The sequence below is a fragment of the Actinomycetota bacterium genome, from assembly GCA_040757835.1.
GTDB lineage: Bacteria > Actinomycetota > Geothermincolia > Geothermincolales > RBG-13-55-18 > SURF-21.
Window position 1 is genome coordinate 18,642 of sequence record JBFLWJ010000013.1, and the last position, 25,933, is coordinate 44,574.

The window sequence follows — 25,933 nt, forward strand, 5'->3', positions numbered from 1 at the left end:
TCAGGTATGTCTCTATTTCCAAATTCTGGAATCCTAATCCAAGACCTGACCCCATGATGAAAGGAGCGGCGGTATGGATGACGTCTATTTGAGACTGAGGGAGTTCATGGACAGGTTGCCGGGGGGATTCCCGGCCACCGAGAGCGGAGTGGAGCTGAAGTTGCTCCAGCGCTACTTCACCCCCGAGGAAGCGGAACTCGAGATGCACCTCAATCCCTTTCCGGAGACCGCGGCCGCCATCGCGGCGCGCGCCGGCCTGGAAGAGGCGGCGGCAGCCAGGTTGCTCGAGTCCATGGCGAGACAGGGGTCGGTCTTCAGGATCAGGGCGAGCGACCAGACCATGTACATGGCCATGTCGTTCCTGGTCGGCGTATACGAGTTTCATCTCAAGATCATGGACCGCGAGCTGGCCGAGCTGCTCGACGAATACCTGCCCCACCTTACGGAGTCCTGGATCGGTGGGAAGACGAAACAGCTGAGGGTGGTCCCGGTGGGGGCGGCGGTCGATGCGGGCAAGGGAGTCGCGACCTACGACCGCGTCCGGGACATGGTGAAGGGATATGACAACATTGCCGTGGCCGACTGTATCTGCCGCGTTGAGCGCGGTCTCCTCGGACACGAGTGCGAACGTCCCCTGGAGACCTGCCTGGTCTTCGGTTTCGCCGCGGACTACTATGCCGAGAACGGCATCGGGCGCAAGATAAGTCTCGAGGAATGCCTGGATATCCTGGACAAGGCCGAGGAAAGCGCGCTGGTGGTCTCCCCGAGCAACGCACAGGACTTCGTGAACATCTGCTGCTGCTGCAGTTGCTGCTGCGGCATGTTGCGCGGGCTCTCCATCCTCGAGCGACCGGCGGACGAGGTGCAGTCCACCTATAGGGCGGTGATAGATGCGGATGAATGTACCGCGTGCGGCACCTGCCTGGAGCGCTGTCAGATAGCCGCCATCGTCGAGGGGGACGACTACATGGAGGTAGACGAGGCGCGCTGCATAGGGTGCGGCCTCTGCGTCCCCACCTGTCCCGCCGATGCCGTGGAGATGGCGCCCAAGGAAACCGCCGTGGTGCCGCCCGCCAACGTGGTGGAGATGAACATGCGCATCCTGCAGGAGCGCGGCCTGGCCAGGTGAGACCGTCGATCGTTGCGCGGTCCTACGAGCGGTCCATGAACTCCAGGACGTGACGGGCTATCTCCTCGCCCTTGTCCTCCTGGAGGAAGTGACCGGCGTTCTCAATCACTATCTCGGGCTGCTCAGCGGCGCTCGGGATCAGTCCCCTGAAGAAACGGTCGCCGCCCCTGGTTATCGGGTCCCGGTCCGAGAACATGACCAGCACCGGCTTGTCCCACGACGCCAGCACCTCCCTGGCCGCCCTCATCTCCGGGTCGGCGGGGTCACCGGGCTCGACCGGGATGAGCAGCGGCCACATCCTCGCCCCCGCCTTGTAACTGTCATCCGGGAAGGGGGCGTCATAGGCCGCGACGACCTCGGGCGGCAGCTCGCTGACGGTGGCGGACTGCACGATGTTACCTATCTCGAAGACCGGCGACTCGGCCGTGAACTTGCGCCACTGCACCAGTGCCTCCGGTATCCTTCCACCGGCCACGGGGAGCCCGGTGTTCATGATCACCAGGCGGGCGAAACGCTCCGGCATGAGGGTCGCCACCCGTAGGCCTATCAGTCCACCCCAATCCTGGACCACACAGGTCACCGCCTCAAGGCCCATCTCCTCGATGAATCTCATCAACGTGTTGCGGTGCATCTCGAAGGTGTAGTCGCCGCGCTCCGAATACTTGTCCGATCTGCCGAAGCCGATGAAGTCCATGGCCAAGACGCGGTGTTTCCCGGCGAGCACGGGTATCATCTTGCGGTAGAGATAGCACCAGCTCGGTTCGCCGTGCAGGCAGAGGACAACCTCGCCTTCGCCTTCGTCGATGTAATGCACCCTCACGCCATCGAAATCCAGGTAATGCGGCTTGAAGCTGTAGCCTGGAAGGGCAGTGAACATTTCCTCCGGAGTACGCAAGACCGCCATCACCATCACTCCCGTCCATACGTTTGCCCGCCGTAAACCACTATCCCCTATTCTGACGCTGTCCGTGCGGTGTCGCAATCATGCGAGGAGCCGCGCCCGCAGGGCCGTATGGATGAGGGGCGCGTTACGCGCCCCTCTGACCGACCTCGTTCCGCCGTCCGCGGGGAACGCGGGTCAACTCGTGTAAACGGCGGCCCCGCTGCGGGCGACGGGTTGCAGTCGCTGCCCCAGGTAGAGTTCGCGGCAGAGGAAGCGCCTCTTCTTGCCGCTGGAGGTCTTGGGCAGGCTCCCCGCCGGCACCAGCACCACCTCGCGCACCGGCACCCCCACCTCCTCCCGCACCGTGGAGGATATGGCGCGCGCCGTCTCGCGGGCAGCGTCGGGGCAGGTAAGGCGCGTCTCCCCCACCAACACCAGGCGCTCGCGCCCCCGGCGGGTGGTGACCCCGAAGACCACGGCGTTGCCCTTGCGCACCCCGCTCACCCGCTCGGCGCAGCGCTCCACGTCCTCGGGGAAGAGGTTGCGCCCGCCTATGATCACCATGTCCTTGATCCTGCCCACCAGGTAGAGTTCGCCGTCCGCCAGGTAACCGAGGTCACCGGTGTGCAGTCGGCCGTCACGCAGCGCCCGGGAAGATGCTTCCGGGTCGTCCCAGTAACCCCGCATGAGCGAGGCGCCGCGCACGCAGACCTCTCCCACCTCTCTCTCGCCCGCCTCGCCGCCGTCCTCCCTGACCACGCTGACCTCCAGCCCGTCCAGGGCGCTCCCCAGGGACACCAGCGCGCGTGTCCCCTCTTCGCCGGGCTCAGACGGGATGGCGCGGTTCTCCTCCTCTATGCCCGCGCGGGAGACGTGGTCCAGCCGGTATTTCTTGCCCGCCTGCGGGAAGGTCACGGCCAGAGTCGCCTCCGCCAGGCCGTAGACGGGATAGGGCACCTGTTTCCTCAGCCCGTATTCCCTCCCCGCCTCGACGAAACCGTCCAGCACCTCCGGGTCCACCGGCTCGGCGCCGTTCAGGGCCAGGCGCAGGGAGGAGAGGTCCAGGTCACCTGCGGTACTGGCCGCGAGCACGCGCGCGGTGAGGGCGTAGGCGAAATTCGGGCCGCCCGTTATGGTGGCGCGGTGGTCGCTCACCGCCCGCATCCAGGATGCGGGCTCCGAGACAAAACGCTGCGGAGACATGAGAACGAGGGAACCGCCGAAGCTGAGGGCAGTGATGAGGAAGCCGATGAGGCCCATGTCATGATACAGGGGCATCCACGACACCACCCTGTCGTGATGGGTCGCTCTGACCTTACGGCTTATCGCCCTCGCGTTGGCCATGATGTTCGCGTGGGTGAGCACCACCCCACGCGGTTCGCTGGTAGAGCCGGAAGTGAACTGTACCAGGGCGATGTCTTCCGGGGTGGTGGGCGCCGGGGGCATGCCGCCGCCGGCGTCGAGCTCCTCGCAGGCGACCATTTTCATGCCCACCCCCACCTCTCCCGCCATGGGGAGCAGGGACCCCGGCAGAGCCAGGAGTTTCGCCCCCACCATCTGCAGGCGCCGGCGGCTCTGTTCGATGAACGCATGGGGTTCGACGGCGCGCATGGGCAGGGGCAACGGGACAGCCACTGCCCCCGCAGCCCAGCAGCCCAGGAAGGAGATGACCGTGGAGGGGGTCGTCTGGGCCATGATCCCCACCCTGTCCCCCGGCTCTATCCCCAGCCTCACCAGCCCGCACGCGGCCCGTTCCGCCGCCTCCACCAGCTCCCGGGGCGTGAAAGCCGCCTCTCCGCCCTCTTCCAATATGGTCAAGCCCCGCTCCGAGCGGGACAGGCCCTTCATGATGTCCTGCCAGACGTTCCTCGCGTTTCTCATAGACTTACCTCCCTCTCTCCCGCCGCCGCAGCGGGCGGCCCCTCCTTGCCGATATCTTCCCGGAAAGCCATGCCGGGTGGCGCCCCGCCCGGAAAAGGCGCAAAGAGTCCCCCATCCATGATGCTGGTACTATCTGTCAGCCTCTGCCGAGACGGCCCGTTTAAGCCTTATCCTTCCACTCCGTTCCTGCAAGGAAGAACACGTTGAGGGCGGGAGGGTTACACGGGCCTCTCGCAGCCGGCCCTCCCGTCCGGCACGGATTATCGGACCTGAAGCGGAATGGATTACAATGGCCGTAACGGCATTTCGGTACGTGAACGGGAGGGGAGGTAAGGCGTGAAGGACCTCCGGGGCAAGGCCGTTCTGATCACCGGAGCAGCGAGCGGCATAGGCAGGGCCACGGCCCTGGAGTTCGCCCGCGCTGGCGCGGGTCCCATGCTGCTCTGCGACGTAGACGAGGGGGGCCTGGAAGAGACGGCCGCCATGGTCCGGGGCCTGGGAGGGGAGGCGGTATCCCTTCCCGCCGATGTCTCGGATTACGGCGCGGTCAGAGCGATGTTCGAGACGGCCATGGAAGCGGCCGGGCGCATCGATTTGCTGGTCAATGTGGCCGGCATCGGTATCGTGGGTCCCATGGAGGTGCTGGAGATAGAGGACTGGATGAAGGTCATGGGCGTGGACCTCTGCGGCGTCCTGCACACCGTGAACCTGGCCTATCCCCATATGCTCGCGAGGGGCTCAGGCCATATCGTCAACGTATCCTCGGGCGCCGGCCTGCTGGTCCCCACCCCCTACAATGCCCCCTATAACACCAGCAAGTTCGCGGTTGTGGGCCTGTCGGAATCGCTGCTGTACGAGGCCCGCGCCCATGGCATCGGGGTCACCTGCGTATGCCCCGGCCTGGTCAGGACCCCTATCTACGAGACCTCGCGCCTCAAGGGCCTGGCCGACGGGATGAAGCGCGAACTGGACGGGCTGATGGTGACCGCCGAAGGGCCGGAGGACACTGCCCGAGCCATCGTCGATGCCGTGAGAAAAGACCGTTTCCTGGTGGTGACGACGTTCTTCTTCAAGAGCCTCTACTTCGCGAGGAGGCATCTCCCCTTCGTCTGGTTCCCGCTGATGCGCTTCTTGTCCCGCCTGCTCGTACGCCACCTGGAGCGTTTCAGGATACCCGCTTGAAGCGCGGAAACGGATGGGATCCGGCCGGACCGGCGCTACGCGCACGTTCCGCTAGTGCTGTCTCCCCACGCGGAACGCCTCGGGTATCTCCAGCTCGGCGGATCCCGCGGAGCACTCCGGCACCGCCGCGGCCAGGTTGTGCACACGCTCGTAGGGCACGCTCACGAAGACCACGTCGGGGGAGAACTTCTGCATGCGCCGGGCGGTCCAGTCACCGAAGGTGACGTTGGTGCGGCCGCTGGCGACGGGATAGGCGATGGCCGCGTGGCAGAGAGAGCCGGTCAGCTCCACCTGCAGAGGGATGCCGTCCCAGTAATGGTCGAGGGAGACGAGGCGGCAGGCCTGCTCCGCGTTGACCAGGAAGACCACGAGATCTGGGCGGGCCTCCGCCTCCGCCACCGGCCCCATGAGTATGTGCTCGCTCAGCCCGGTGGGGGCCGGGGTGCCCAGGGCCATCATGCGGTGGAAGCTGGTGATGGAGTGGGTGAGCTTCTCCCCCCGCGTCAGGAACCATTGCAGGCCGCGGAATGCGGGGCCGGGAGGCGGCGGGGTGAGGCCACAGTGCCAGCCGCCGCCCGGGCAGGCTGAGGTCTCCTTGTCGATGATGAACGACTTCCCCCTGGCCGCCTGCTTCAGGGCGTTGCACATCCATACGCGCCTGCGCTTCCCCGCCTCCACCTCGTCGTTGGTGAAAGTGACCGCCACCGGCTTGCTCTTGATCCCCAGCACCTCGACCAGCTCGTCCAGCTCCGTCCGCCAGGCCTTTTCCATCTCTCCACCTCCACGTCGCACTACTCCAACAACGCGAGTATGTTACCACCGGTGATCATGTCCTTCAGCTCGCCGTCCTCCCCCGCCGCCTTGCGGGCGATGCGCAGGGAGTATTTCGGATCGCTCTCCGGCCAGTCGGACCCGAACATCACGCGCTCCCGCCCCGCCACGTTTATGGCCGCCTTCACCTTGCGCAGGGGCTGGAAGGAGGTCTCCAGGTAGACGTTCTCGTAACGGCGGGCCAGCTCGAGCGCCTTCTCCGGATAGTAGAGTCCCATATGCACCATGATGAAGGGGATGGCCGGGAAGGCCGCGATGAGCTTCTCGAAGCGGCTGGCTTCCCCGTAACCGGAACAGCCGTCGTCGGTGATGTAGTAGCTGAACTCGCCGCTATGGGCCTCCACCGGTCTGCCGTAGGGAGCGAAAGCCTCCAGGAGATCGAAGAAGAAAGGGTCCTCCGGAGGGATACGCTGCAGGATGGGATGTATCTTCAAGCCCTTGCAACCTGCCTCCATGGCCAGGTGCAGCCCCCTCTCCCAATCCGGGGAGGGGTGGGCGCAGGTGAAGGGGATGAGGCGCGGTTCCCCCATGCACTCCTCGAGATAGTCCATGGGCGCCGCGAAGGGAGCCACGGGGCATACCACGCTTTTGTCTATGCCGTTCCTGTCCATGTAGGCGAGGAGGTTCTTCTTGCATCCCATGGAGATGCGCAGCTGGCCCTCCATGGCTATGAGGATGCGAGCCCACTCCGGTGGCTCCCCTCTCCACAGGGGGTTGTTGAACCCCAGCAGCTCGTAGTCCCGCATCAGCAGCCTGGTCATCTTGCGGCGTTCGGGGTGCGGCGAGACCCCGTAGATGGTGGCCTCCATATGGGTATGGGCATCCACGATCATGGTGACTCCCCGTTCAGTACCGGTACCGCTCGACTGCTCTCAACAGATTATCACATCCCGCCACACTGCAATGCAGAGGTCAGCCAGATGGGGTCAGCCCCTGACATGTGACATTTCTTCAAACAAAGGGCTGTTCTTGATGCCCGAGTATCAGAAACGTCACATGTCAGGGGCTGACCCCATTAGAGGTATCCCGCCAGCAACTACATCCGAAGAACCTGTTAGAATATTTAGAGCGTCTCACCGGTCTAGCGGCCGGTCCCGGCATCCGGCCCCGGCGTCCGGCCCAGGCGCAAAGGTGGTGGATATGGACGAGGTCATAGCAGTGAGCAGGGAGCTGTCCTACGAGGAACACGTCTTCCGCGAAGAGCCGTTCTACGTTCCCGTCGCAGACGAGGTGGAGACCTTCCGGGCCGCCTACCACGCCAGCCTGCCGGTGAACCTCAAGGGGCCCACCGGCTGTGGCAAGACCCGTTTCCTGGAATACATGTCATGGCTACTGGGTAAGGAGGGCGGCTTCGACCTGCCCCTGATCACCGTGGCCTGCCACGAGGACCTCACCGCCGGCGACCTGGTCGGCCGTTACCTGCTGCGCGGGGAAGAGACGGTATGGGTGGACGGCCCCCTCACGGCGGCTGTGAAGACAGGGGCCATCTGCTACCTGGACGAGGTGGTGGAGGCGCGCAAGGACACCATGGTGCTCATCCACCCCCTGGCCGACCACCGTCGCATCCTGCCCCTGGAGAAGAAAGGCGGCTTCATCCACGCCCATCCCCGCTTCCTGCTGGTGGTCTCCTACAACCCCGGCTACCAGAGTATGCTCAAGGACCTCAAGATAAGCACCCGCCAGCGCTTCGCGGCCATCGACTTCTCCTACCCCGACCCGGCCCTGGAGGCGCGCATCATCGCCGGTGAGGGCGGCGTCACCATGGAGTTGGCGAAGCAGCTGGCCCTGCTGGGCGAGAAGGCGCGCAGGCTGGGGGAGAAGGAACTCGAGGAGGGACCCTCAACGCGCCTGCTCATCTACGCCGCCCGCCTCATCGGGCAGGGGGTCGGAGCGCGGCGCGCCTGCGAGACCGCGGTGGTCTCCGCGGTCTCCGACGACCCGGTGATGCAGCAGGCCATGCGCGACCTGGTGGCGGCGGTCTTTCCTTGACCTCGCACCTCAACCTCGCCATCTACGCCAGCATTCTCCTGCAGGGAGCTGGTGAAGCGGGCCGCAACACGGTCACCCTGGAAGAGGCGCGCGCATCCTTCTCCCTCTTCGGCAAAGGCCTGAGCGACAAGTACCTGCAGGCGGTGTCCTTGGAGAACGCACCGGCCATCCTGGCCAATCCCCGCCGCCCCCTCCCGCTCAGCAACGGCAGGGAGGTTTACCTGCCCCCCTGTCTGGATGTATGCGCCTCGCGGGACGAGAACTGGAGGATATACCGCCTCTACACCGCGATGCAGGCGGGGCAGTGGGAGGCGGGGACCTTCGACCGCCCGCGCGCGGACGAGGCCGCGGCCCGCGGCGGGAGGCAGGCCTGGATGAGGAAGAAAGAGCCGCTGGCCTTCCTCCGCTTCTTCCTGGGAAGTTTTCCTATGCCCTTCCTGGCCGCGGACATCTTCGTCATCCTGGAGACGGCACGGGTCTCCGCGGCCACGGCACGCCGCTACGCCGGATTGGCCGGGGACCTGGTCTGGTTCCTGGCCAGGCTGGGGCCACGCATCGAGCCGGTGGACCACCGCGCGGCGCTGTGGAACCTCTTCTTCGACCTCATGGCCCTGGTCACAGGGGGCACGGTACAAGGAGGTTATCCCGGCGGTATCATGGCGGCAGCGGAGGCTGTGGTCGAACCCGGCGCCCATCTCAAGGGATGCCTGGACGCCACCCTGGCAATCTATGCCATCCTGGAAACGCAGCTCAGGGCATCCCTGGCCCCCGAGGAACGCATCCTGCTCGAGGGGGCGGACGGTTTCTTCACCGACACTATGCCCGGACTGCGCGGCAACCGGGCAACCCGCTTCGGAAGGGAGGAAGCCGAGGGCATCGACCTGGTCCCACCCGAGGTGGCCGAGGCGCTCAACCTGGATTTCTACTCCTATCTCCTGCCGGCCGGCGTCGGAGAGTTCCTCAGCGAGGACGCGTTGGGCAGGAAGCTGACCGAGGACAGAGGCGGCGCGGAGGGCCGGGATAAGAGCGAGCGCCGGGAGAGAATCGCGGCGGATACCGGACGGGAGGAACAGCGCATCCTCTACCCCGAGTGGGACTACCTCGCGGGCGGCTACCGGCGCGACTGGGCGACCCTGTGTGGGATGAGGGCGGAGGAGGGGAGCGAGCGGGACGCGCGCAGGTTGCTGGCGGAGTGGGACGACCTGGTGCGCGAGGTGACACGGCAGTTCCGCATGCTGCGCCTGCAGGAGCGCACCTGGAGAAAGCGCCTGGAATGGGGCGAGGAGATAGACATCGCCGAGGCGGTGGAGCGCCAGGTGGCGCTGCGCTGCGGGCTTCCCCCCACGGAAAAGGTGTACATGGAGAAGCGTCGGGTGACGCGGGAGGTGAGCGCCCTCTTCCTCCTGGACCTCTCCGCCTCCACCTCCAGCGAGATCACCGAGGGCTGCCATGCGGGAGAGACGGTGCTGCGGGTACTGGTGGCGAGCGTGTCGATCATGGCCCGGGCCCTGGAGCAGCTGGGAGACCGTTACGGCATCTTCGGCTTTTCCGGTTACGGCCGGGAGCGCGTGGAGTTCCTGCGCATCAAGTCCTTCGACGAGCCCCTGTCGGAGGCGACATGGCAGCGCCTGGGGAGCCTCAAACCCCTGAAGAGCACGCGCATGGGGACGGCCGTGCGCCATGCCCATCATCTGCTCAACGCCGAGCCCTCGTCCCTCAAGCTGATGCTCCTGCTTTCCGACGGCTATCCCCAGGACTATGACTACGGCGAGGACCGTACCGACCGCGAGTACGGCCTGCGCGACACCGCCATGGCCCTGCGTGAGGCGGAGGCGGGGCACATCATCCCCTTCAACCTCACCGTGGATGCTGCCGGCCATGACTACCTGCGCCGTATGTGCCCGCCCCACGGTTACCTGGTGCTCAAGAGCGTGGAGGACCTTCCCGTGGAACTGCCCAAGGTGTACCTGCGCTTGAGAGGAAGCTGAGGTTTGGCCCCCGAATGTCTTGGGTAGAAGCAAGAGTGTCCCGTAATGCTGCACTGGCCCTTACCGGGAAAGAAAGGAGCCGGTGATGCCCGAGATAGAGCGCTGTCCCGCATGTGGAGTCCCCATGCAGACTGTCACCAACCACATCTGGCTGGCCGGTGGGGTTATCGTGCAGAGCAACGACCGCGACCACCGTATGGTGATCATCGAGTGCGAGAACCTGGATCCCCTGTATCAAGGTATCAGGGATATAATCGGCGTGCCCATCGAGCGCATCATCATCGAGACCAAGCGCAGGGCCACCTGTGAATACATCGGGCGCATCATACCACCGGAAGTAAAGGACATGATCCGGGACCACCAGATCAGTGTGGAGCCCATGGTCGAAGCTCTCAACATGACCAGCGCCGTCATGGGCTACGGTGAGACCAGCCTGGTCGGCGTCCGCTTCGAGGGGGATGACGACGATTTCGTGACCGAACGCGTGAAGAAACCTTACTCCGTCCCCCTGTGGTGCGGGGACCTCACCGGCTCCACCGAGGCGGTGACCGGGATAGACAACGACGTCGTCTACGAGATGGAATCGCCCGATACGGTGGTGATCACCTGCCGGCCAGCCGAACATCCCGAACAGTTCCAGGGCAGGCTGGAGATCAAGAGGATCGACTTCACCGAAGGTGGGATCGAGCTGGAGAGGTGCCCTTCATGCGGTGGGCCGGCGGCATTGTCCTCCTTCGAGTGGCACGACGACCGGGGCATCATCACCAGCCGGGAGACGGGAAGGCGGGTGGCGATGCTGGGACCCTCTTACCAGGACGCCATCTTCAGCGAGCTGGGGAAAGAACTCGGTGAGACCATCCCGCGAGTGATCGTGGAGGCGCAGCGGCGCTTCGTGAATACCGGCTTTTACAGCATCGAGGAGATCCAGGACGAGGAGGGCTTCCGCCGACAGTTCGCGCTGAGAGGCCTGGGAGAACTGGGAGAGATGGAGCTGAGCGGACGTGGACTTAAGGTTAGCATCAGGAACGCCGCGCTGCACCTGATGGTGGTGGGCCTGATGCAGGGCTACTTCGAGACCGCCGTGCGCTCCGGGTCCGAGGCGGACTGGGAGATGCGCGAAGACGGCGTCCTGGAGTTGGAGATCACCCGCAAGGGCTGAGCAAGAGCCGCCTGCCGCCGCCTTGTGTTCTTCGTGGCGAGAGTCTGTGCGACAGAGATCACGCGGCCACCCCGCTACCGTGCGTTCTTGCGCAGCATGCTGCCGGGCAGGGCGCCGGGCACCACCTCTCCGCCCTCGACCACCGGGGTGCCGTTGATGATCACCGTGTCCAGCCCGGTGGGGAAGCGTTCAGGGTCGCGGAAGACGGCCTCGGTGCGGAAGCCCTGCGCGTCCATGACCAGCAGATCGGCGTGGCATCCCTCCTTGACCAGGCCACGCTTCTCGATGCCGAAGAACTCGGCCGGCAGCGAGGTGCAGCGCCGCACCGCTTCCGGAAGGTCCAGCAGTCTCTTCTCGTTGACGTAGCGGCCTATGAACTTGGGGTAGCAACCGTAGAAGAGGTAAGAGGGCTTGCCCACCCCCATGAGGATGGTGTCGGTGGTGATCATGGTGCGGTCGTCCCGCAGAGCGGGGAAGGTGTAGCGCTCGGTGAAGGCGTCGTCAGGTTCGGACATGGACTCGAAGACCAGCACCTGCCCGTCCTCCTCGATGAGCAAGTCGCACATGACGTCGAAGGGGTGCTTTCCCTGCTCCTCCGCGATGTCCGTGAACAGCCGCCCCTCCAGGTGCTTGTTCTTCTCGCTGTGTACGGCCATGACGGTCACCGCGTCCCACCCCATCTGGCGCATGATATTGAGCGACCAGTTGTTGCGGCCGGAATGGGGCCAGGTCGGTTTGCCCTTCTCTATGTCCCGCAGCATCTCCCTGCGCCGCGCGGGGTCGCTGACGCGGGCCAGCACCTTCTCACGGTTGCCGGTGAGTACCCAGGGCGGGAAGAAGGCCAGCAGGTGGGTAAAGCCCGCGGTGGTGGGCATGATGTCCATGGCGATGTCAGCGCCGTCCTTGCGGTTCTTCTCCAGCCGTTTCAGCACCGTGTTCATGGAGGCGTCCAGGGCGAAATCCGGCGCCAGCCTAAGAGTGGTTTCGGGATGGCGGCACATCCACTTCAGGGCCTTGAGGGCGACGGGGTGTACCGGCCCCGTCCAGGGGATGGAGAAGATGTGGGAGACCTGCCCCCGGATGCCGTTGGCCCGCGCCACCTCGCCCACCTCGTCGATGGCCCTGCCAAGTGTGGTCGCGGTATAGGAGCGCAGGTGGCTGGTGAAGATGCCGCCGTAGCGGGTCAGGGGCCCCGATAGCTCGACCAGTTCCCTCGTATCCGAGAAGAGCCCCGGGAAATACTGCAGCCCGGTGGAGAGGCCGAAGGCTCCCGCCTCCATGGACTCCTCCAGCAGCCATTTCATCATCTCCAGCGCGCCGGTGCCCGCGGGCCTGTCCTCCAGCCCCAGGGCGGAGATGCGCAGCATACCGTGGGGCACCAGCAGGGCCATGTTGAGGAGGAGGCCTTTGCCGTCCACGTGGTCCATGAAATCGCCCATGCTCTTCCAGCGGATGTCGCCGTCGAAGTCCATCTGGGTGAAGACCTCCAGGTAGGTCTTGAGCCCCTCGCGGTTTTCATCGGTGATTGGCGCCAGCGACATGCCGCAATTGCCGCCCACGAAGGTGGTGATGCCCTGCCTTACCAGTGGTTGTAAGAGCTCCGCCGCGTCCTCACGGAAGAGGGCCAGGTCCGCGTGGGAGTGAACGTCTATGAAACCGGGGCAGACCACGCGCCCGCCCGTGTCGATGCGCTTCGCGGCCCCGGCCTCCCCCAGGTCACCCACGGCCGCGATGAAGCCGCCCTTTACGCCAACGCTGCCGCCGTACGGAGCACCGCCGGAACCGTCGACAACCATGGCGTTCTCGAGGATGAGATCGTACAACCTTATCGCCCCCTCTGCCTTATCGTGCATCTACCGACATGAACGGTTTGCGAAATCCCCGCACATATTCTATTCAACCACAGATCATTGATGGGGTCAGGTCTTGTTTCTTGGATTAAAGAGTCCCGATGCTTCTCTTATAGTCCATGTACAAAAGAGGTGTATTTGCTAAATTATGGCATTACATACCGGGGTATCCAAAATCCAAGACCTGACCCCTTAGACTTCAGTAGGAGATGGTTATGGTATGGATTGTCGGGTCGCCGGGGGCGCCGGCTGCTTCCCCGGGGACGCCCGCCGCGACCTCTGCCCTGAGGTACAGCAGCATGCCGCCCCGCTCCCCCGGCATCTCCACGGCACGGTACAGCTCCGCCCCCTCGACCTTATAGCCGCCCGGGGACGGCTCCGGAGCTTCCAGCACGATGCCGTTCAAGACCATGTCCTCCCCGAGATAGTTGCCCGCCTCGATACTGGCGCTCCAGGTCTCCACCGCCGCGGTCTTGCTCACCGCCGCCCACAACGCGGGCCGCTCCAGCCCGTCCAGGTCGGTCTCGCCCCCGGGCACCGAGCCGTCGTAGAAGGGATAGGAGGAGACCCCGTCGAGGTAGGCGAGGGAGACGATCTCTCCGCCCTCCACTTCCACCAGGCGGTAGCCGGGATAGTTGTCGCCGGTGCCGCCCTCGCCGAAATATACGCAGGTCTGGCAGGAGTAAACGGTGTCTCCCCCGCCGCTCTTCCAGGGGACCATCCCGATCCTGTCGCGGTGCTGGTGCCCCCCGAGGACCACGTCCACCTCCCGGCGCGCGGCGACCCCCAGAAGGGCATCCCCACCCTCTCCTCCACCGGCGCCTATGTACAGGGGGAACTTGACAACGTTGACGAAGGAGTACGCCCTGCCGTCGGGAGTATAGGGGTCGTGGTGCATGGCCAGCACCTTGAGGCGGGCGCTGTCATGGGAAGACAGGTCGTCCTCCAGCCACGCCAGCTGCCCCGTATAGGTGGAGGGGTCGCCCTCGTCCGCCGCTCCCAACACCTGGCCCTGCCATTTGCGCGGCTCCATATAGGCGAGCTTGTTCATGACCACGCGGTCGTCAAAGGGCCACTGGTAGGTGTGCAAGCAGGCGAAGTGGCAGTCCCCGAGGTCAAAGGAATAGTAGAGCGGCCCCAGGTTCTCCTCGAACCACCTCAGGCCGTCTATCTCGTTCACGTACCCGTCGTGGTTCCCGGGCAGCAGGAAGACGGGGACCTCCAGGCGCAGCAGGGCCTCGTAGAACCTCTCGTATTCGCTGAGCAGCTCGCCGGGTCGGCGCTGCCCGCGCACGAAATCGCCGAGCATGACCACCAGGTCCGGGCGGATGAGATTGACCTGGGCGATGGCCGCCTCGAAGAAGAGCGGTTCGCCGTCCTCGGATATGCCCTTGTCCGTCTGGTGCTTGGCCAGCGAGGAGTTGTTCGGCTCGTGGACGTGGACGTCGGAGAGGGTGACGAAGGTGAAGTCCCCATCCGCGTCTTCCACCAGGGCTACCGCGTGGGGCTGCGTGTCGCTGACATGTTCGCCGCCCACATCCACCTCCAGGGTGAGGTCATACAGTTCGGGCACCGCCTCCGCCGGGACGCGGAACGAGACGTGCCAGACCTCCGCGCCGCTCACGCCGGCGCGCTCCGGCCAGCGCTCCGAGGGTCCGGGCTTCGCACCCACAGCTTTTAGCTCCAGGGAGATGCCGGCCAGTTCCGCGCGGGAAGGTCTCAGCCTGGCCTGCCACCCCGAGGCGTCCGCCTGGATCACCTCCGCGTCTCCGCTGTCCAGGTCCACCTCCACCGCCAGGACCTCTCCGGGCACCACCATGGCGGGGCAGCCGATGGTGGGCCAGATGAGCTCGTCGATGCGGGGCTGAGGGTATTCCCCGTCCGTGGGATAGCGGAAGAAGGGCGAGTGCAGGAAGGAGAGCAAGGCCCCCGTGAGCCCCAGGCAAACCAGGACCAGGATGATGACGGCTCTTGCCGCCGCCTTGAAAAAACGGCTCATGCGCTTCCGCTCCCCGTTCATGGATGTCTGATCAGATTATATAGGACCATGCCCGCCTCTCTACTCGACGGAGAGAGGATACCTGCAGCAGAGACGTTGCCCAGCCGGTTTCCCGGTTCACACCGCTGTCCGAGCCCGAGGCTAGCCGTGCTCCTCCTCGATGCGCATGGCGGCGAAGAAGACTACTATGAAAAGGACGGCCAGGAAGGCCAGGCCCCAGAAATAGCTGTCTCCCCCCGTCAGCGACTTGATGCTCCCCAGGGCCAGGGTGAGGATCACGCCCCCCGCGTTTCCCAGCAGCAGCAGCATGCTGGTTGCGGTGCCGGTGAGCGCCGCACCCGTGGTCTCCTCGGCGAAGGCCAGCAGGACGGGAAAGGCGCTGAGGAGGAAGAACCCCAGGATAGCCCCGACGATGTAGATGAGGAACGTCATCCTCAGGGCGCCCACCAGGAAGAGGGTGGGGGCGGCCATCAAACCCGCCAGGAGCAGGAAGGGCTTGCGCCACATCAGCTTGTCGGAGATGAAGGGGATCACCAGGCACCCGATGACCCCCGCGACCACCATGGCGGCCCCGATATATCCCGCAGTCTCGGCCGAGATACCCTTGGGCGCGAGGATGTCCTCGATGAGCTGCATGAGGGCGACGAAGGCGCCGTTGCCGATGAGGATGATCAGGCACAGGATGCGGAAGTTGTGCAGCCCGAAGAGGGCGCGCAGGCTCTTGAGGTTGATGGCCACGTCCTCGCCCAGGGCCTCCTGCTCCGTCCGCTTGGGCGGGCTGGGCGGGCGTGCCCGGCCGAAGAACGCGAAGAAGAGGAACCCCGCCGCGGCGGCCAGGCTGTAGATGAGCACCACCATGCGCAGGGCGCCGAGGTCGTCGCCGAAGGCCTCGAGCAGCGGCTGGGTGGCGGCCTGCGCCACGATCATGCCCAGGAATAGGGAGAGGGTGGCCAGGCCGCTGGCCATGGCCGTCTCCTCCGATGGGAACCAGGTGCTGACCATCTTGGTGATGCTGTTGAGCACGAAGGGCTGACCGACGGAGATGCCGATCATCCCGATGAGCACCAGGGCATAGTTGTCCACGAAAAGGCGCAGGAAAGAGAAGGCCGCGGTAAGGAGGGCGCCGATCATCACCGCGTAGCGGAAGCCCTTGCGGTCGATGACGAAACCGGCCGGTATGGAGACCGGTATATAGATCAGCGGGAACATGAGCATGAGGACCACTATCGGGAATTCGTCGGTGAAGCCCATCAGTTCCTGGGTCCGCGACAGGATGGGGGCATAGTTGAGCCACATGAGCTGGGTGATGGCGGCCACGAACATAAAAGCGACGAGCACTACCCAGCGGTAGCGATAAGAGCCGTGTTCGACCTCGTTCTCCATGGCGGCCCCCCTCGGTCCGAAACGGATATGCCCCTTGCAGCCGGAAAGCGCTCCCCGTTACCTAAAAGCATAATCCAGATCGGGCGGCATGGATAGCTTGCATTACTCCAGGCGGACATTATACTTGATGCTTGTATGGCGAGAACGCGGCCGCGCGCCCGTATAGAGGGAGGAGAGGGAGATGGAGGACCTTGCGGGAAAGGTCGTGTTGATCACCGGCGCCGCGAGGGGGATGGGCAGGTTGCATGCTAACAACTTCGCTCGCGAGGGCTGCCGGGTGGTCGTCACGGACATCGACGAGGTGGAACTGCGCAAGGCGGCCGCCGGGATGCAGGAGGCGGGGTACGACGTCGCCTTCTATCAACAGGACATCTCCAGCCGCGAGGGTTGCTTCAAGCTGGCCGAGCGCGTCGCCGACGAGATAGGCCCCGTGGACATCCTGGTCAACAACGCCGCGGTAGCCACCAACGAGACCATCCTTGAGACCTCGGAGAGCGCCTTCCGGCGCATCACCGAGGTCAATTACCTGGGGCAGGTATGGATGCTGCAGGCCTTCGTCCCGGAGATGGTCAAGCGTGGCAGCGGCCACGTGGTCAACATCTGCTCAATGGCCGGAAAGGTCGCCGTGCCCAACCTCGGGCCATATTGCGCCACCAAGTTCGCTCTCATCGGCCTCACCGACTCCCTGCGCCAGGAGCTGAAGGGCACCGGGGTCAGCTGCACAATCGTCAATCCCGGCTACATCTCCACCGGGATGTTCGAGGGGTCCAACCCCCCCCTGATCACCCGCTGGCAGGACCCCCAGAAGGTGGCGGACGCGCTCCTGGAGGGCGTTAAAAAGAACAAGGCCGAGGTCTTCATGCCCCGTTTCGTGGGCTGGCTGTCGGGCTTCGGGCGCGGCCTGGGCCTGGCCAGGTTCACGGACGTGATCTTCGCCATCATCGGCGCCGACCGCAGTTTCGGTTCCATGAAGAAAGACCGTGGCCGGCCGTTCTGAGCCGCGGTCTAGCGAAAACGAGCAGGGAGAACCCGAGAAGGGAGATGTGAGGAAGATGAAGGACCTGGCAGGAAGAGTCGTGCTCATCACCGGCGCCGCCCGCGGCATGGGAAGACTGCACGCCCTCAACTTCGCGCGCGAGGGGTGCCGGGTGGTCATAACCGACGTGGACGGAGCCGAGCTGGAGAAGACAGCGGGCGAGATGCGCGACGCCGGGCACGAGGCCCATGCGTACGTCCAGGACGTCTCGGACCGCGCGGCGTGCTTCGAGCTGGCCGGGAAGGTCGAGGCGGAGGTGGGGCCAATCGACGTGCTGGTCAACAACGCGGGCATCGCCACGAGCGAATACGTCATGGAAACGAGCGAAGAGACGTTCCGCCGCATCACCGACGTGAACTACCTGGGGCAGGTGTGGATGATGCATGCGGTCGTCCCGGGGATGCTCTCACGCGGCCGAGGCCACGTCGTCAACGTCGCCTCCATCGTGGCCAAGGTGGCGCCGCCCAAGCTGGGGGCCTACAACGCCACCAAGGCCGCCCTCGTCGGCATCACCGACACCATCCGCCAGGAACTCGCGGGCAGCGGCGTGAACTTCACCATCGTCAATCCCGGCTACATAGCCACCGGCATGTTCGAGGGCGCCAAGGTGCCCTTCATCACGCACTGGCAGGACCCGCAGAAGGTGGCGGACGCCCTTGTGGAGGCGGTGAAGAAGAACAAGGCGGAGATATTCGTGCCGCGCCTCATGACCCTGCTGTCCTCCGCAGTGCGCGGCCTCGGCCTGCCGCGCATGGTCGATCTCTCCTTCGCCGTGCTGGGGGCCAAGAAGTCGTTCGAGACGATGCAGCGGGACCGCGGCCGCCCTTTCTGATCCACGTGCCTCCGCATCACCGGAAGAGGTCCGTTCTGTTCCCCGTAGGGTGGGGTCAGGGATATATTTAGAGCCGCGAGAAATCGAAGCCCTGACCCCGTTTCCATTACCTCAGATCAACGTTTACCATCCTCCCGTGCGGCGATCTCCAGCGCTTTCGCCTCGAGCTGCTCGGAGTACCTTTCCCACTGCGACTTCTCCCCTTCGTGAGCGCGCCACAACTCGAAACGGCAGGTATCGGCGCCCGCGGGGATGGTCTGGGTGAAACGCACCTGCCAGTCGGTGAGTATCCCCTTCTCCTTGACCGCCTCCAGCATGCCCTGGACGAAATAACGCTGCACGCGACAGTCGAAGGCCGCGTAACAGTCCTGGTGCGGGCACCACAGGATGTGGAAACTCACCTTGTCCTCGGCATCGATGCTCGGGTCCTCGACGGAGGCGTATGCGATGCAGTTGACCACGGTGGCGAAGAAACTGGCCACCTCGGCGTCGCTCAGCCCCTCGGGCCTCTCCAGGCCCTCCATCATCTGGCGCCCGATGTCCAGCCCCACCTCGCGCAGGACCGTGGCGACCACCCGCTGCCCCTCCTCCCCGAACTCGCGCTCGCAGGCCTTGAGGATGCCGATGACCGCCATTGCCTGCATGTTGCCCCACACCCACAACACGCCAGGGTCGAAGTCCGTCTCCGCCATCACCCCGCGCAGCCTCGCGAGCCCCTCGGCGTAGGGGAAGTTGAACTCGAACTTATTCCAGGACTTCTCCTTGCGGTGGTCGTAGTGGGTCATGCGGATTCCCTCCCTTTCCTCGAGCCGTCCCGGCCACGGGTACCCTCTCTGAATCTATCACAACGCGGGCGGCCTGGTCTTGTCTTTTACGGCACCGAGGGGCGAAAATAAACACGACTCTATCCCTCGATCACCGAGGTGGGCGCCGCATGGAGAGAGGAAGGCTAAAAGGGTGGCTGTCGTTTCGCGGGGAGGCCCTGCGTTACGGCCTGCTGACGAAGCGCGCGGGATTTCTTCTCCTGGTCAATATAGCCACGATCATCTTCGGGGGCGCCTTAGTCATCTTCATGCTGGAAAGAGACGCCAACCCCAACATGCGTTCATACTTTGACGCCGTGTACATGATCGTCATCACCCTGGCCACGGTGGGATACGGGGATGTGACCCCGGTTACGCGGGGTGGCCGGATCTCGATCATCGTCATCCTGTTGTTCGGCGTAGTGACCCTGAGCGCCTTTATCACCATGCTGGCCACCAGGAGGGCCAAGAAACTGAGAAGGAGGTTTGCCGGTTTGGATGGACAGATCACCACCAAGGACCATATAGTCGTCTGCGGGTGGAACCCGCGGGGGAAATACGTCATCGACCGCCTCAAGGAAGAGTTGAAGAACGAGCACACACGCATCGTCCTGCTATGCGATCTGGAGGAGAACCCCGTGGATGACGATTCCATCTTCTTCTTCCATGGCGATCCGGTGAGCGAGGCGGCGTTGCGGCGCGTGAATATCGCCGAAGCAAAGACCGTTATTCTGCTCGCTGACGAGAGCAAGGGGAGTTGCGGAGCGGACGCGGACGCCAGGACGGTGCTCGCGGCCTTGACCATCCGGGATATCAGCCCCGGTGTCAAGATGACCGCGGAGGTGCTCGAACCGGAGAACGTACACCACGTCAAGCTGGCGGGAGCCGGAGAGATACTCGACACCAATTCCTTCCTGGGGAACCTCATCGCCCGCTCGGCCCTCCATTATGGGCTCATCAACACCGTCTCGGGCATGGTCTCGAGGGATGCGGATACCCATCTCTATACCGTCCCCATCTCAGGGGAGATGCTGGGGAAGTCACGGCAGGAGATCGCCGACGAGATGCTCGAGAAATATGGGGCCCGCCTCATGGCCATCACCAGCGCCAAGGGAGTGAGGCACGAGGAAGAAGGCTACCGGCTGGAGGAGGGCGACTTCCTGATAGTGGCCGCGGAGCAGCCTCCGCCGGGCGCGCATCAGTGATCCAGTCCGGCAAACTCGTGCCACAGCCGGCTGATGCCCAGGGATCGGTCTGTTAAATGCATCATGCGCCGCTCTCCCGCGGCATGCCCAAGCATATCAACCATGCCGTCTGACAGATGCCATCATGGCTTCGACGTTCTCTGGCTTGGCGTTCGGAGGAGTGGAGCAGCCGGAGGAGAGGATGAAGCCGCCTCCCTCACCCACCTCCCTGATCAGCCTTTCACAATAGGCATCCACTTCATCCGGCATACCCAGGGTCAACAGAGACGCCGGGACATCCCCACAGATGCACATGTGGTCTCCCAAGATCTCCTTGGCCTTGAAAATATCCGTCATCCCGTCCAGGTAGAGGATGCATCTCCGTGCGGGAAGCTCCCTGATATATGGCAGCATGGGCGTCCAGTCCGCGTCAAAATGAAGGAAGGGAGTGATGCCTTCGGCCACCAGCCTCTCGGTCGCCTCCACGAAGAGGGGCAGGGCAAAACGCTCGAACATAACTGGAGAGATAAAGCTGGCCGAGGGCCGGGCTGAGCCGATATGGCAATAATGCACCCAGCGCGGCCTGGTCTGAAGGAGCATCAGCTCTATCATGAAGCGATTGGTCAGCGCCAGGGCGCGCAGCACCTCGTCGCCATGACGCTGCAGGTCCAGGCAAAAGTCGGCCATGGAGCGCAGCACCGAAAGAACATCGAAAGCGACGAAGCTGAGCGCGCCTCCGGTCAGGCACGGTATGCCCCTCTTCTCCCATTTCCTTACGAAGAGACTGGACCTTGCAAGAAAAGGAAGGGTTTTCAGCGTGAACCGCAGCCCTTTCCCGGCGCTTCTCAACTGGGGATAGTATTTACCCACCATGCGCCGGTAAATGCGCATGAAGCCATAACGGCATATCTCTTCGTAGATCTCCGGCCCTTCTCCTCCCGCCTCCAACATCTGGGGGATCTCGTCCTCGCCGCATCCATCCCTGCCGGGCATCTTGAAATCCTGCCAGAAGAAGAGCTGCATGTAGGGACCCGAACCGCCGATGAAGAGGTGGTTGCCGTCCCAGCGGAAATCATCGTAAGCGCGCTCAAAGGCCGCCTCCGCCTTGGCGAAATCGAAGAGCAGTTCTCGCATGGTGATGCCAGCATGGCGTGCGACATACAGATCGAAGTTGGGGGCTATCGGAACACGGTCCGGTTTGCGCAGGTACACTGCCGCTGCGATGCGTTCCCTGGGTGTCATGCTTTCCATGCTCTACCTCCCATTCTCCGTTTCCACCGGGAAGGAGATACCATATTCTCTCTTCCTCCTTCGGTCTGCCGGGGATCAACCTCCAGCCGGCCGGAACTTGGGGAGGGTGATCTCCTCGGTCACCTGCGCAAACACTACCTCCACCGGCATCTCGCATGCGAGTGCGTCGAAATCGCAGTCCACGATGTTGCTCATCATGCGGTAGCCCTCGTCCATCCTGATGATGGCCACGCAGTAGGGGGTCACCCCCATGAAGGCGGGCGGCGCGCCCTCGTAGGTGACGGTGAAGGTGTCTATCGCTCCCTTTCCTTTCGACTCCAGCCATTCCAGGTTGTGGCCCATGCATCCCGGACAGAGGTGCTTGGGGAAAAAGATGACCCTCCCACAGTCCCGGCAGTGCTGGTAGAGGAGCTTGTTCTCCCTGCAGCCATCCCAGAAGACCTTGCTCAGGGTGGTTATCAACGGCAGCGGCAGCGTGTACTCTTCCATGCTCTACACCTCGTTTCCCAGTATGCCGACGTGGAAGTCCATGCCTATCCCCCCGGAGGCGGTGTCCAGGGCGTACTTAACGTCCGCTACCTGACGCTCACCCGCCTTACCCATGACCTGGCGGGCCGCCTCTACCAGGACGGCCACGCCGCCCCCGGCCCCGGTATGGCCCTGGGCCATCATGCCGCCGTTGGTGGTCACCGGCAGCCTGCCCCCCGGAGCGGCGTGCCCCTCCTCGAAGAACCTGCCAGCCTCGCCTTTCCCGCACAATCCCACCAGTTCCATGGAGATAAGGATGAAGGTGGGGAAAGCGTCGTAGAGCTCCGCCACGTCGATGTCCTCGCGCCCGATGCCCGCCATGGCGAAGGCATCGTCCGCCGCCGGGGTCCAGGTCTTGTAGAAGTCCCCCTGGCCCTCCGTGGCGGTGAAGTTGGTGCAGCGGGAGCCCACGCCCAGGATATAGGCCGGCCTGTCCGTCAGCTCCCGCGCCCTTTCCGCGCTGGTGACGATGAAGGCGGAGGCGCCGTCGGCCAGCTTGTTCATCATCCGCTTGCGCACCGGGCTGGAGATGACCTTGGAGGCCAGCACATCGTCGGCGGTCCTCAAGTCGCGCAGCATGGCGTTGGGGTTGAGGGCAGCCCACTTACGCAGCGTCTCAACCACGCTGGCGATCTGCCTCTCGGTGGTGCCGGTATCGTACATGTAGCGCTGCTGCAGGAACCCGGCCAGGGCGAGCTGGCTGAAACCGAAGGGGATCTCGTATTCCTGGCTCATGGAGACCACCGCGAACTGCGCGATGGCCGCGCCCATGTCCAGCCCCGTCCCCAGCCGGTCGGAGTGCACCACCAGCACCGCCCTGGACAGCCCCGCGCAGATCAGCCCCATGGCCGCCTTGAGGGAGTTAGAGGAGCTGGACCCCCCGGAACCGCAGACGAAGTTGGCCTTGCAGCTCCCCCCGAGGCCCATCTCCTCCACCATCCAGGAGCAGACCATGTTCGCGTTATCGATGGGGTTGGCCACCGCCAGGACCGGGATGACCGTGTCTATCTCGTCCTTGGAGATGCCCGCGTCCAGGATGGCCATCTCGCTGACCGCCACCGCCTGCTCTACGAACGATCGCTCCGGGTAGATGCCCGTCGGTACCTCGCCGATGCCGACGATGGCCGTCTTGCCTCGAATGCTTTCCATATCCTTCCTCCTGTTACTCGGTTGTCAGAGCAAACTCGCTGGTTCCAGGTCCTGCCCTGGGTGCCTCCCGCCGCCACAACCCGCTCGCGCCGAGGGCACGATGCCATCCCTCAGATGATCTCTTTCGGTATCTTCCACACCCTCTCTTTCAGGGAGAGCAGCGGCCGGGTGTTGTATCGCTCCATGAACTGCTCCTGCCCCATCTCGGGATTGACCATGCAGCGCGAGGGCAGGCCGAGGACGAAGCGCTGGATGCAGCCCTTATTGCAGCGGGTGCACCTGACGATGTCCTTCACCTTCCCCTCCCTTACCTTGTTGGGCCACTCGGGGTCGGCGATGAGGGCGCGCCCCTGTGAGATGATATCCGCCTTGCCCGCGGCTACGGTCTCTGCCGCCAGGTCCGGGTCGTGCACCGAGGGACAGATGACCGGATAGTCCCGGCCCATACCCTCCTTGATCCCGGCCTTGATGATCCCGCTCTCGTCCACTACCTGCCCGTCGGTATCCGGAAGGAAATAGCGCATGGATTCGTAGCTGCCGTCGGAGAGGTGGACGCCGTCGGCCCCCGCCTTGATGGCCAGTTTGCAGAACTCGATGGTGTCCTCGACGTGGAAACCGTCCTCCTGGTGCTCGTCGGCGCTGATCCTCACGGTCACGAGATACTCGTCGCCCACCGCCTGCCGCATTTGGCTGATGCATTCACACATGAAACGTGCGCGGTTCTCGAGAGAACCACCATATTCGTCGTCTCGCTGGTTGGAGCGAGGCGAGAGGAACTCGTGCAGCAGGTAGCCGTGGGGGGCGTGCCATGGTCTCCAAATCCACGCCCTTGGGCATCATCTCCTCCTGCGGCGCCCAGGGGATAGCCGAGGGGGCCGTGGGCTGGATGCCGGAATACTCCGAACTTCCCTGGCGCCCGGCTCCCGGGGCGATCTGGCAGATGACCCTGGCCCCGTGGGTGTGGATGGTCTCCACCAGCTCGGAGTGGTCCGCCGCCTGGTACGGGTAGACCAGCATCAGGTTGTTGTGCGCCTCGTAGGTCTTTACCGTCTCGTGATCGGTGCCGCCCACCGCCTCGATGACGATGAGTCCCGCTCCACCCATGGCCCTGGCGGCATAATAGGCCGTCTGCTGCCTGCTTACGACATGATTGGGGCCGGTGAAGCAGACGTTCATGGGGGCCATGGCGATGCGGTTTTTCACCTCCACGTTCTTGAGCATAATGGGCTCGAACAATGCGTCGTGCTTGGACATCTCGGCAATCCCCTTTCTCTGAATATAGGGTCTTACATCCGTCAGACCTGGCGCACCCGGCCCTCCCAGTAAGGGGCGCGCAGCTCCGTCTTGAGGACCTTACCCGCCATGTTTTTGGGCAGGGCGTCAACGAACTCCACGGACTTGGGCTTCTTGTAGGAAGCCAGGTTGTCACGGCAAAGTGAGATGATCTCCTCTTCCGTCGCCTGCATGCCTGGTTTGAGGGCCACGAAGGCCTTGACCGACTCCCCCCAGGTCTCGTCGGGCACGCCGATGACCGCGGCCTCGAAGACGGCCTGGTGCCTGAAGATGACGTTCTCCACCTCCTTGGGGTACACGTTGTACCCCCCGGTGATGATCATGTCCTTGAGGCGGTCGGCGATGAACAGGTAGCCCCCGTCGTCCAGGTAGCCCACATCCCCGGTGTATAACCAGCCGTTTCTCAAGGCCTCTGCCGTGGCCTCGGGGTTGCGCCAGTACTCCTTCATCACCAGGGGGCTCGAGACGATGATCTCACCCGTCTCGCCCGCCGGCAGGTCGTTACCGTCCGGGTCCACAACCCTCACCCTGGTATAGATGATCTCGCGCCCGGCCGAGCCCAGCCGCTTCGTCTGTTCCTCGCCTCCCCCCACCACGTGGTCGCCCTGCGCAAGCATGGTGATCACCGGGCACTCCACCAGGCCGTAAGCCTGGGCGAAGACGCCTCCGAAGACATCGAGTGCTTCCTTGAGCTTCTCCACCGCGATGGGCGCGGAGGAATATGGCAGCGAGCGCAAGGACGAGAGGTCGAAGTCTGCCCGGCTGGGATAGGCCAGGAGAAAGTAGATGATGGTGGGTGCCAGCCACATGGTGGTCACCCTCTCCTTCTGGATGACGTCGAGGATGTAATCCACGTCCAGGTGGCCGATGAGGATGTTGGGCACCCCCATCATGAGGTGGGGCGGCAGCAGGATACCCGCGCCGTGGTTGATGGGGGCCACGTAGATGACCACATCATCGGCCTGTATTCCCATTTCGATGGCTGAGAAGGTGGCCAGGGCGCCGAAGCTCTTATGGGTGTGCAGCACCCCCTTGGCCTGGCCGGTGGTGCCCGAAGTGTACATTAGGGCTACTGGGTCGTTTTCGTCGATATCGACAGCGGTGTGCCTGCCGCTCGCCTTGGCCATGAGGTCCTCATAAGATTCCATGCCGCCGAAGCCCTCTCCGTCCACGATGAAGTGCTCCACCGTCTCCAACTGATCCCTTACCGAGGCGATGCTTTCGGCGAACTGCTGCTGCATGATCACTGCCTTTGAGCCGGCGTTGTTGAGATGGTAGACGTGCTCCGCCGGAACGTGGCGGAAGTTGAGCGGCGCCCACACCATGCCGCTCTTCTCGATGCCGATCATGGCCTCGGCGGCGGTCATGGAGTTCTCGGAGAGCACCGAGACGCGGTCGCCCTTCTCAAGGCCCAGACCGTAAAGCATATTGGCGAGCTTATTGAGGCGTGTCTCGAACTGCCGGTAGGTCGCCCGCTGCTCACCGAAGATGACGCAATCCCGCCCGGGCTGGTACATGAACCCCCTCTTAATGATGGACCACATATCCATGGCTTCTCACCCCTCCCTCTTCGCTCGCAGGTA

Annotated in this window: 22 protein-coding genes; 8 read left to right on the forward strand and 14 right to left on the reverse strand. The window is 64.1% G+C overall.

Annotated features, from left to right (window positions below; translation table 11 throughout):
* The first annotated feature begins 73 nt into the window (after positions 1-73).
* The gene (locus tag AB1384_10825; protein ID MEW6554766.1) at positions 74-1,129 is read left to right on the forward strand and encodes a 4Fe-4S binding protein; all 1,056 of its coding nucleotides are present in this window, start codon (positions 74-76) and stop codon (positions 1,127-1,129) included.
* A gap of 22 nt (positions 1,130-1,151) precedes the next feature.
* On the opposite strand, the gene AB1384_10830 is transcribed toward AB1384_10825, so the two are convergent.
* Complete coding sequence (locus tag AB1384_10830) at positions 1,152-2,033, reverse strand: haloalkane dehalogenase (protein ID MEW6554767.1); 882 nt, start codon at positions 2,031-2,033, stop codon at positions 1,152-1,154.
* A gap of 174 nt (positions 2,034-2,207) precedes the next feature.
* Positions 2,208-3,893, reverse strand: a complete 1,686-nt coding sequence (locus AB1384_10835; protein ID MEW6554768.1) for a fatty acyl-AMP ligase — start codon at positions 3,891-3,893, stop codon at positions 2,208-2,210.
* Between the two features lie 336 nt (positions 3,894-4,229).
* Here AB1384_10835 and AB1384_10840 point away from each other — a divergent pair, with 336 nt between their 5' ends.
* Positions 4,230-5,075 (forward strand): SDR family NAD(P)-dependent oxidoreductase, encoded by an 846-nt coding sequence (locus AB1384_10840; GenBank protein ID MEW6554769.1) that lies wholly within the window; start codon positions 4,230-4,232, stop codon positions 5,073-5,075.
* A 51-nt stretch (positions 5,076-5,126) separates the two neighbouring features.
* Here AB1384_10840 and AB1384_10845 read toward each other — a convergent pair whose 3' ends face one another.
* Entirely contained in the window at positions 5,127-5,846 is a 720-nt protein-coding gene (locus tag AB1384_10845; GenBank protein MEW6554770.1) for a DUF169 domain-containing protein, read from the reverse strand.
* 20 nt (positions 5,847-5,866) lie between these two features.
* Positions 5,867-6,739, reverse strand: coding sequence for an amidohydrolase family protein (locus AB1384_10850; GenBank protein ID MEW6554771.1), 873 nt, complete (start codon positions 6,737-6,739; stop codon positions 5,867-5,869).
* A 307-nt stretch (positions 6,740-7,046) separates the two neighbouring features.
* Between AB1384_10850 and AB1384_10855 the strand changes: the two genes are divergently transcribed.
* The 3 genes from AB1384_10855 (at position 7,047) to AB1384_10865 (ending at position 11,042) form a co-directional block, all read left to right on the forward strand.
* Positions 7,047-7,895 (forward strand): CbbQ/NirQ/NorQ/GpvN family protein, encoded by an 849-nt coding sequence (locus tag AB1384_10855; protein MEW6554772.1) that lies wholly within the window; start codon positions 7,047-7,049, stop codon positions 7,893-7,895.
* The gene (locus AB1384_10860; GenBank protein ID MEW6554773.1) at positions 7,892-9,883 is read left to right on the forward strand and encodes a hypothetical protein; all 1,992 of its coding nucleotides are present in this window, start codon (positions 7,892-7,894) and stop codon (positions 9,881-9,883) included. The genes AB1384_10855 and AB1384_10860 overlap by 4 nt, the downstream gene beginning before the upstream one ends.
* An 85-nt stretch (positions 9,884-9,968) precedes the next feature.
* Positions 9,969-11,042 carry a hypothetical protein gene (locus tag AB1384_10865; GenBank protein MEW6554774.1) on the forward strand — a complete coding sequence of 358 codons (1,074 nt, stop codon included), beginning with the start codon at positions 9,969-9,971 and terminating at the stop codon, positions 11,040-11,042.
* A 74-nt stretch (positions 11,043-11,116) separates the two neighbouring features.
* On the opposite strand, the gene AB1384_10870 is transcribed toward AB1384_10865, so the two are convergent.
* The 3 genes from AB1384_10870 to AB1384_10880 form a co-directional block, all read right to left on the reverse strand.
* A complete protein-coding gene (locus AB1384_10870) occupies positions 11,117-12,865 on the reverse strand; it encodes an amidohydrolase family protein (GenBank protein ID MEW6554775.1) in 1,749 nt (582 codons plus the stop codon).
* A gap of 226 nt (positions 12,866-13,091) precedes the next feature.
* Entirely contained in the window at positions 13,092-14,891 is a 1,800-nt protein-coding gene (locus tag AB1384_10875; GenBank protein MEW6554776.1) for a metallophosphoesterase, read from the reverse strand.
* 141 nt (positions 14,892-15,032) lie between these two features.
* Entirely contained in the window at positions 15,033-16,274 is a 1,242-nt protein-coding gene (locus AB1384_10880; GenBank protein MEW6554777.1) for an MFS transporter, read from the reverse strand.
* 181 nt (positions 16,275-16,455) lie between these two features.
* Here AB1384_10880 and AB1384_10885 point away from each other — a divergent pair, with 181 nt between their 5' ends.
* Complete coding sequence (locus AB1384_10885; protein MEW6554778.1) at positions 16,456-17,271, forward strand: SDR family NAD(P)-dependent oxidoreductase; 816 nt, start codon at positions 16,456-16,458, stop codon at positions 17,269-17,271.
* A 55-nt stretch (positions 17,272-17,326) separates the two neighbouring features.
* Complete coding sequence (locus AB1384_10890; protein ID MEW6554779.1) at positions 17,327-18,142, forward strand: SDR family NAD(P)-dependent oxidoreductase; 816 nt, start codon at positions 17,327-17,329, stop codon at positions 18,140-18,142.
* Positions 18,143-18,258: 116 nt separating this feature from the next.
* Here AB1384_10890 and AB1384_10895 read toward each other — a convergent pair whose 3' ends face one another.
* A complete protein-coding gene (locus AB1384_10895) occupies positions 18,259-18,927 on the reverse strand; it encodes a hypothetical protein (GenBank protein ID MEW6554780.1) in 669 nt (222 codons plus the stop codon).
* A 149-nt stretch (positions 18,928-19,076) separates the two neighbouring features.
* Between AB1384_10895 and AB1384_10900 the strand changes: the two genes are divergently transcribed.
* Complete coding sequence (locus AB1384_10900) at positions 19,077-20,150, forward strand: ion channel (protein MEW6554781.1); 1,074 nt, start codon at positions 19,077-19,079, stop codon at positions 20,148-20,150.
* Between the two features lie 96 nt (positions 20,151-20,246).
* Here the strand turns inward: AB1384_10900 and AB1384_10905 are convergent, their stop codons facing one another.
* The 6 genes from AB1384_10905 to AB1384_10930 all read right to left on the reverse strand — a co-directional run bounded on the left by AB1384_10905 (position 20,247) and on the right by AB1384_10930 (position 25,900).
* Positions 20,247-21,380: a uroporphyrinogen decarboxylase family protein gene (locus AB1384_10905; protein ID MEW6554782.1), complete on the reverse strand. Its 1,134-nt coding sequence runs from the start codon at positions 21,378-21,380 to the stop codon at positions 20,247-20,249.
* Positions 21,381-21,455: 75 nt separating this feature from the next.
* The gene (locus AB1384_10910; GenBank protein ID MEW6554783.1) at positions 21,456-21,869 is read right to left on the reverse strand and encodes a Zn-ribbon domain-containing OB-fold protein; all 414 of its coding nucleotides are present in this window, start codon (positions 21,867-21,869) and stop codon (positions 21,456-21,458) included.
* Positions 21,870-21,872: 3 nt separating this feature from the next.
* Positions 21,873-23,057, reverse strand: coding sequence for a thiolase family protein (locus AB1384_10915; GenBank protein ID MEW6554784.1), 1,185 nt, complete (start codon positions 23,055-23,057; stop codon positions 21,873-21,875).
* Between the two features lie 110 nt (positions 23,058-23,167).
* Complete coding sequence (locus AB1384_10920) at positions 23,168-23,845, reverse strand: hypothetical protein (GenBank protein MEW6554785.1); 678 nt, start codon at positions 23,843-23,845, stop codon at positions 23,168-23,170.
* A complete protein-coding gene (locus tag AB1384_10925; GenBank protein MEW6554786.1) occupies positions 23,757-24,311 on the reverse strand; it encodes a hypothetical protein in 555 nt (184 codons plus the stop codon). Before AB1384_10925 ends, AB1384_10920 begins: the two co-directional genes overlap by 89 nt.
* A gap of 41 nt (positions 24,312-24,352) precedes the next feature.
* Entirely contained in the window at positions 24,353-25,900 is a 1,548-nt protein-coding gene (locus AB1384_10930) for a long-chain-fatty-acid--CoA ligase (protein MEW6554787.1), read from the reverse strand.
* Positions 25,901-25,933 lie beyond the last annotated feature (33 nt).

Excerpts from the sequence above, each read along its gene's own strand:
- AB1384_10825 (MEW6554766.1), top strand. The coding sequence starts at position 74 with ATGGATGACGTCTATTTGAGACTGAGGGAGTTCATGGACAGGTTGCCG.
- AB1384_10900 (MEW6554781.1), top strand. The coding sequence starts at position 19,077 with ATGGAGAGAGGAAGGCTAAAAGGGTGGCTGTCGTTTCGCGGGGAGGCC.
- AB1384_10865 (MEW6554774.1), top strand. The coding sequence starts at position 9,969 with ATGCCCGAGATAGAGCGCTGTCCCGCATGTGGAGTCCCCATGCAGACT.
- AB1384_10930 (MEW6554787.1), bottom strand. The coding sequence starts at position 25,900 with ATGGATATGTGGTCCATCATTAAGAGGGGGTTCATGTACCAGCCCGGG.
- AB1384_10895 (MEW6554780.1), bottom strand. The coding sequence starts at position 18,927 with ATGACCCACTACGACCACCGCAAGGAGAAGTCCTGGAATAAGTTCGAG.
- AB1384_10835 (MEW6554768.1), bottom strand. The coding sequence starts at position 3,893 with ATGAGAAACGCGAGGAACGTCTGGCAGGACATCATGAAGGGCCTGTCC.
- AB1384_10830 (MEW6554767.1), bottom strand. The coding sequence starts at position 2,033 with ATGGCGGTCTTGCGTACTCCGGAGGAAATGTTCACTGCCCTTCCAGGC.
- AB1384_10910 (MEW6554783.1), bottom strand. The coding sequence starts at position 21,869 with ATGGAAGAGTACACGCTGCCGCTGCCGTTGATAACCACCCTGAGCAAG.
- AB1384_10915 (MEW6554784.1), bottom strand. The coding sequence starts at position 23,057 with ATGGAAAGCATTCGAGGCAAGACGGCCATCGTCGGCATCGGCGAGGTA.
- AB1384_10845 (MEW6554770.1), bottom strand. The coding sequence starts at position 5,846 with ATGGAAAAGGCCTGGCGGACGGAGCTGGACGAGCTGGTCGAGGTGCTG.
- AB1384_10885 (MEW6554778.1), top strand. The coding sequence starts at position 16,456 with ATGGAGGACCTTGCGGGAAAGGTCGTGTTGATCACCGGCGCCGCGAGG.
- AB1384_10905 (MEW6554782.1), bottom strand. The coding sequence starts at position 21,380 with ATGGAAAGCATGACACCCAGGGAACGCATCGCAGCGGCAGTGTACCTG.
- AB1384_10925 (MEW6554786.1), bottom strand. The coding sequence starts at position 24,311 with ATGTCCAAGCACGACGCATTGTTCGAGCCCATTATGCTCAAGAACGTG.
- AB1384_10880 (MEW6554777.1), bottom strand. The coding sequence starts at position 16,274 with ATGGAGAACGAGGTCGAACACGGCTCTTATCGCTACCGCTGGGTAGTG.
- AB1384_10855 (MEW6554772.1), top strand. The coding sequence starts at position 7,047 with ATGGACGAGGTCATAGCAGTGAGCAGGGAGCTGTCCTACGAGGAACAC.
- AB1384_10890 (MEW6554779.1), top strand. The coding sequence starts at position 17,327 with ATGAAGGACCTGGCAGGAAGAGTCGTGCTCATCACCGGCGCCGCCCGC.
- AB1384_10875 (MEW6554776.1), bottom strand. The coding sequence starts at position 14,891 with ATGAGCCGTTTTTTCAAGGCGGCGGCAAGAGCCGTCATCATCCTGGTC.
- AB1384_10850 (MEW6554771.1), bottom strand. The coding sequence starts at position 6,739 with ATGATCGTGGATGCCCATACCCATATGGAGGCCACCATCTACGGGGTC.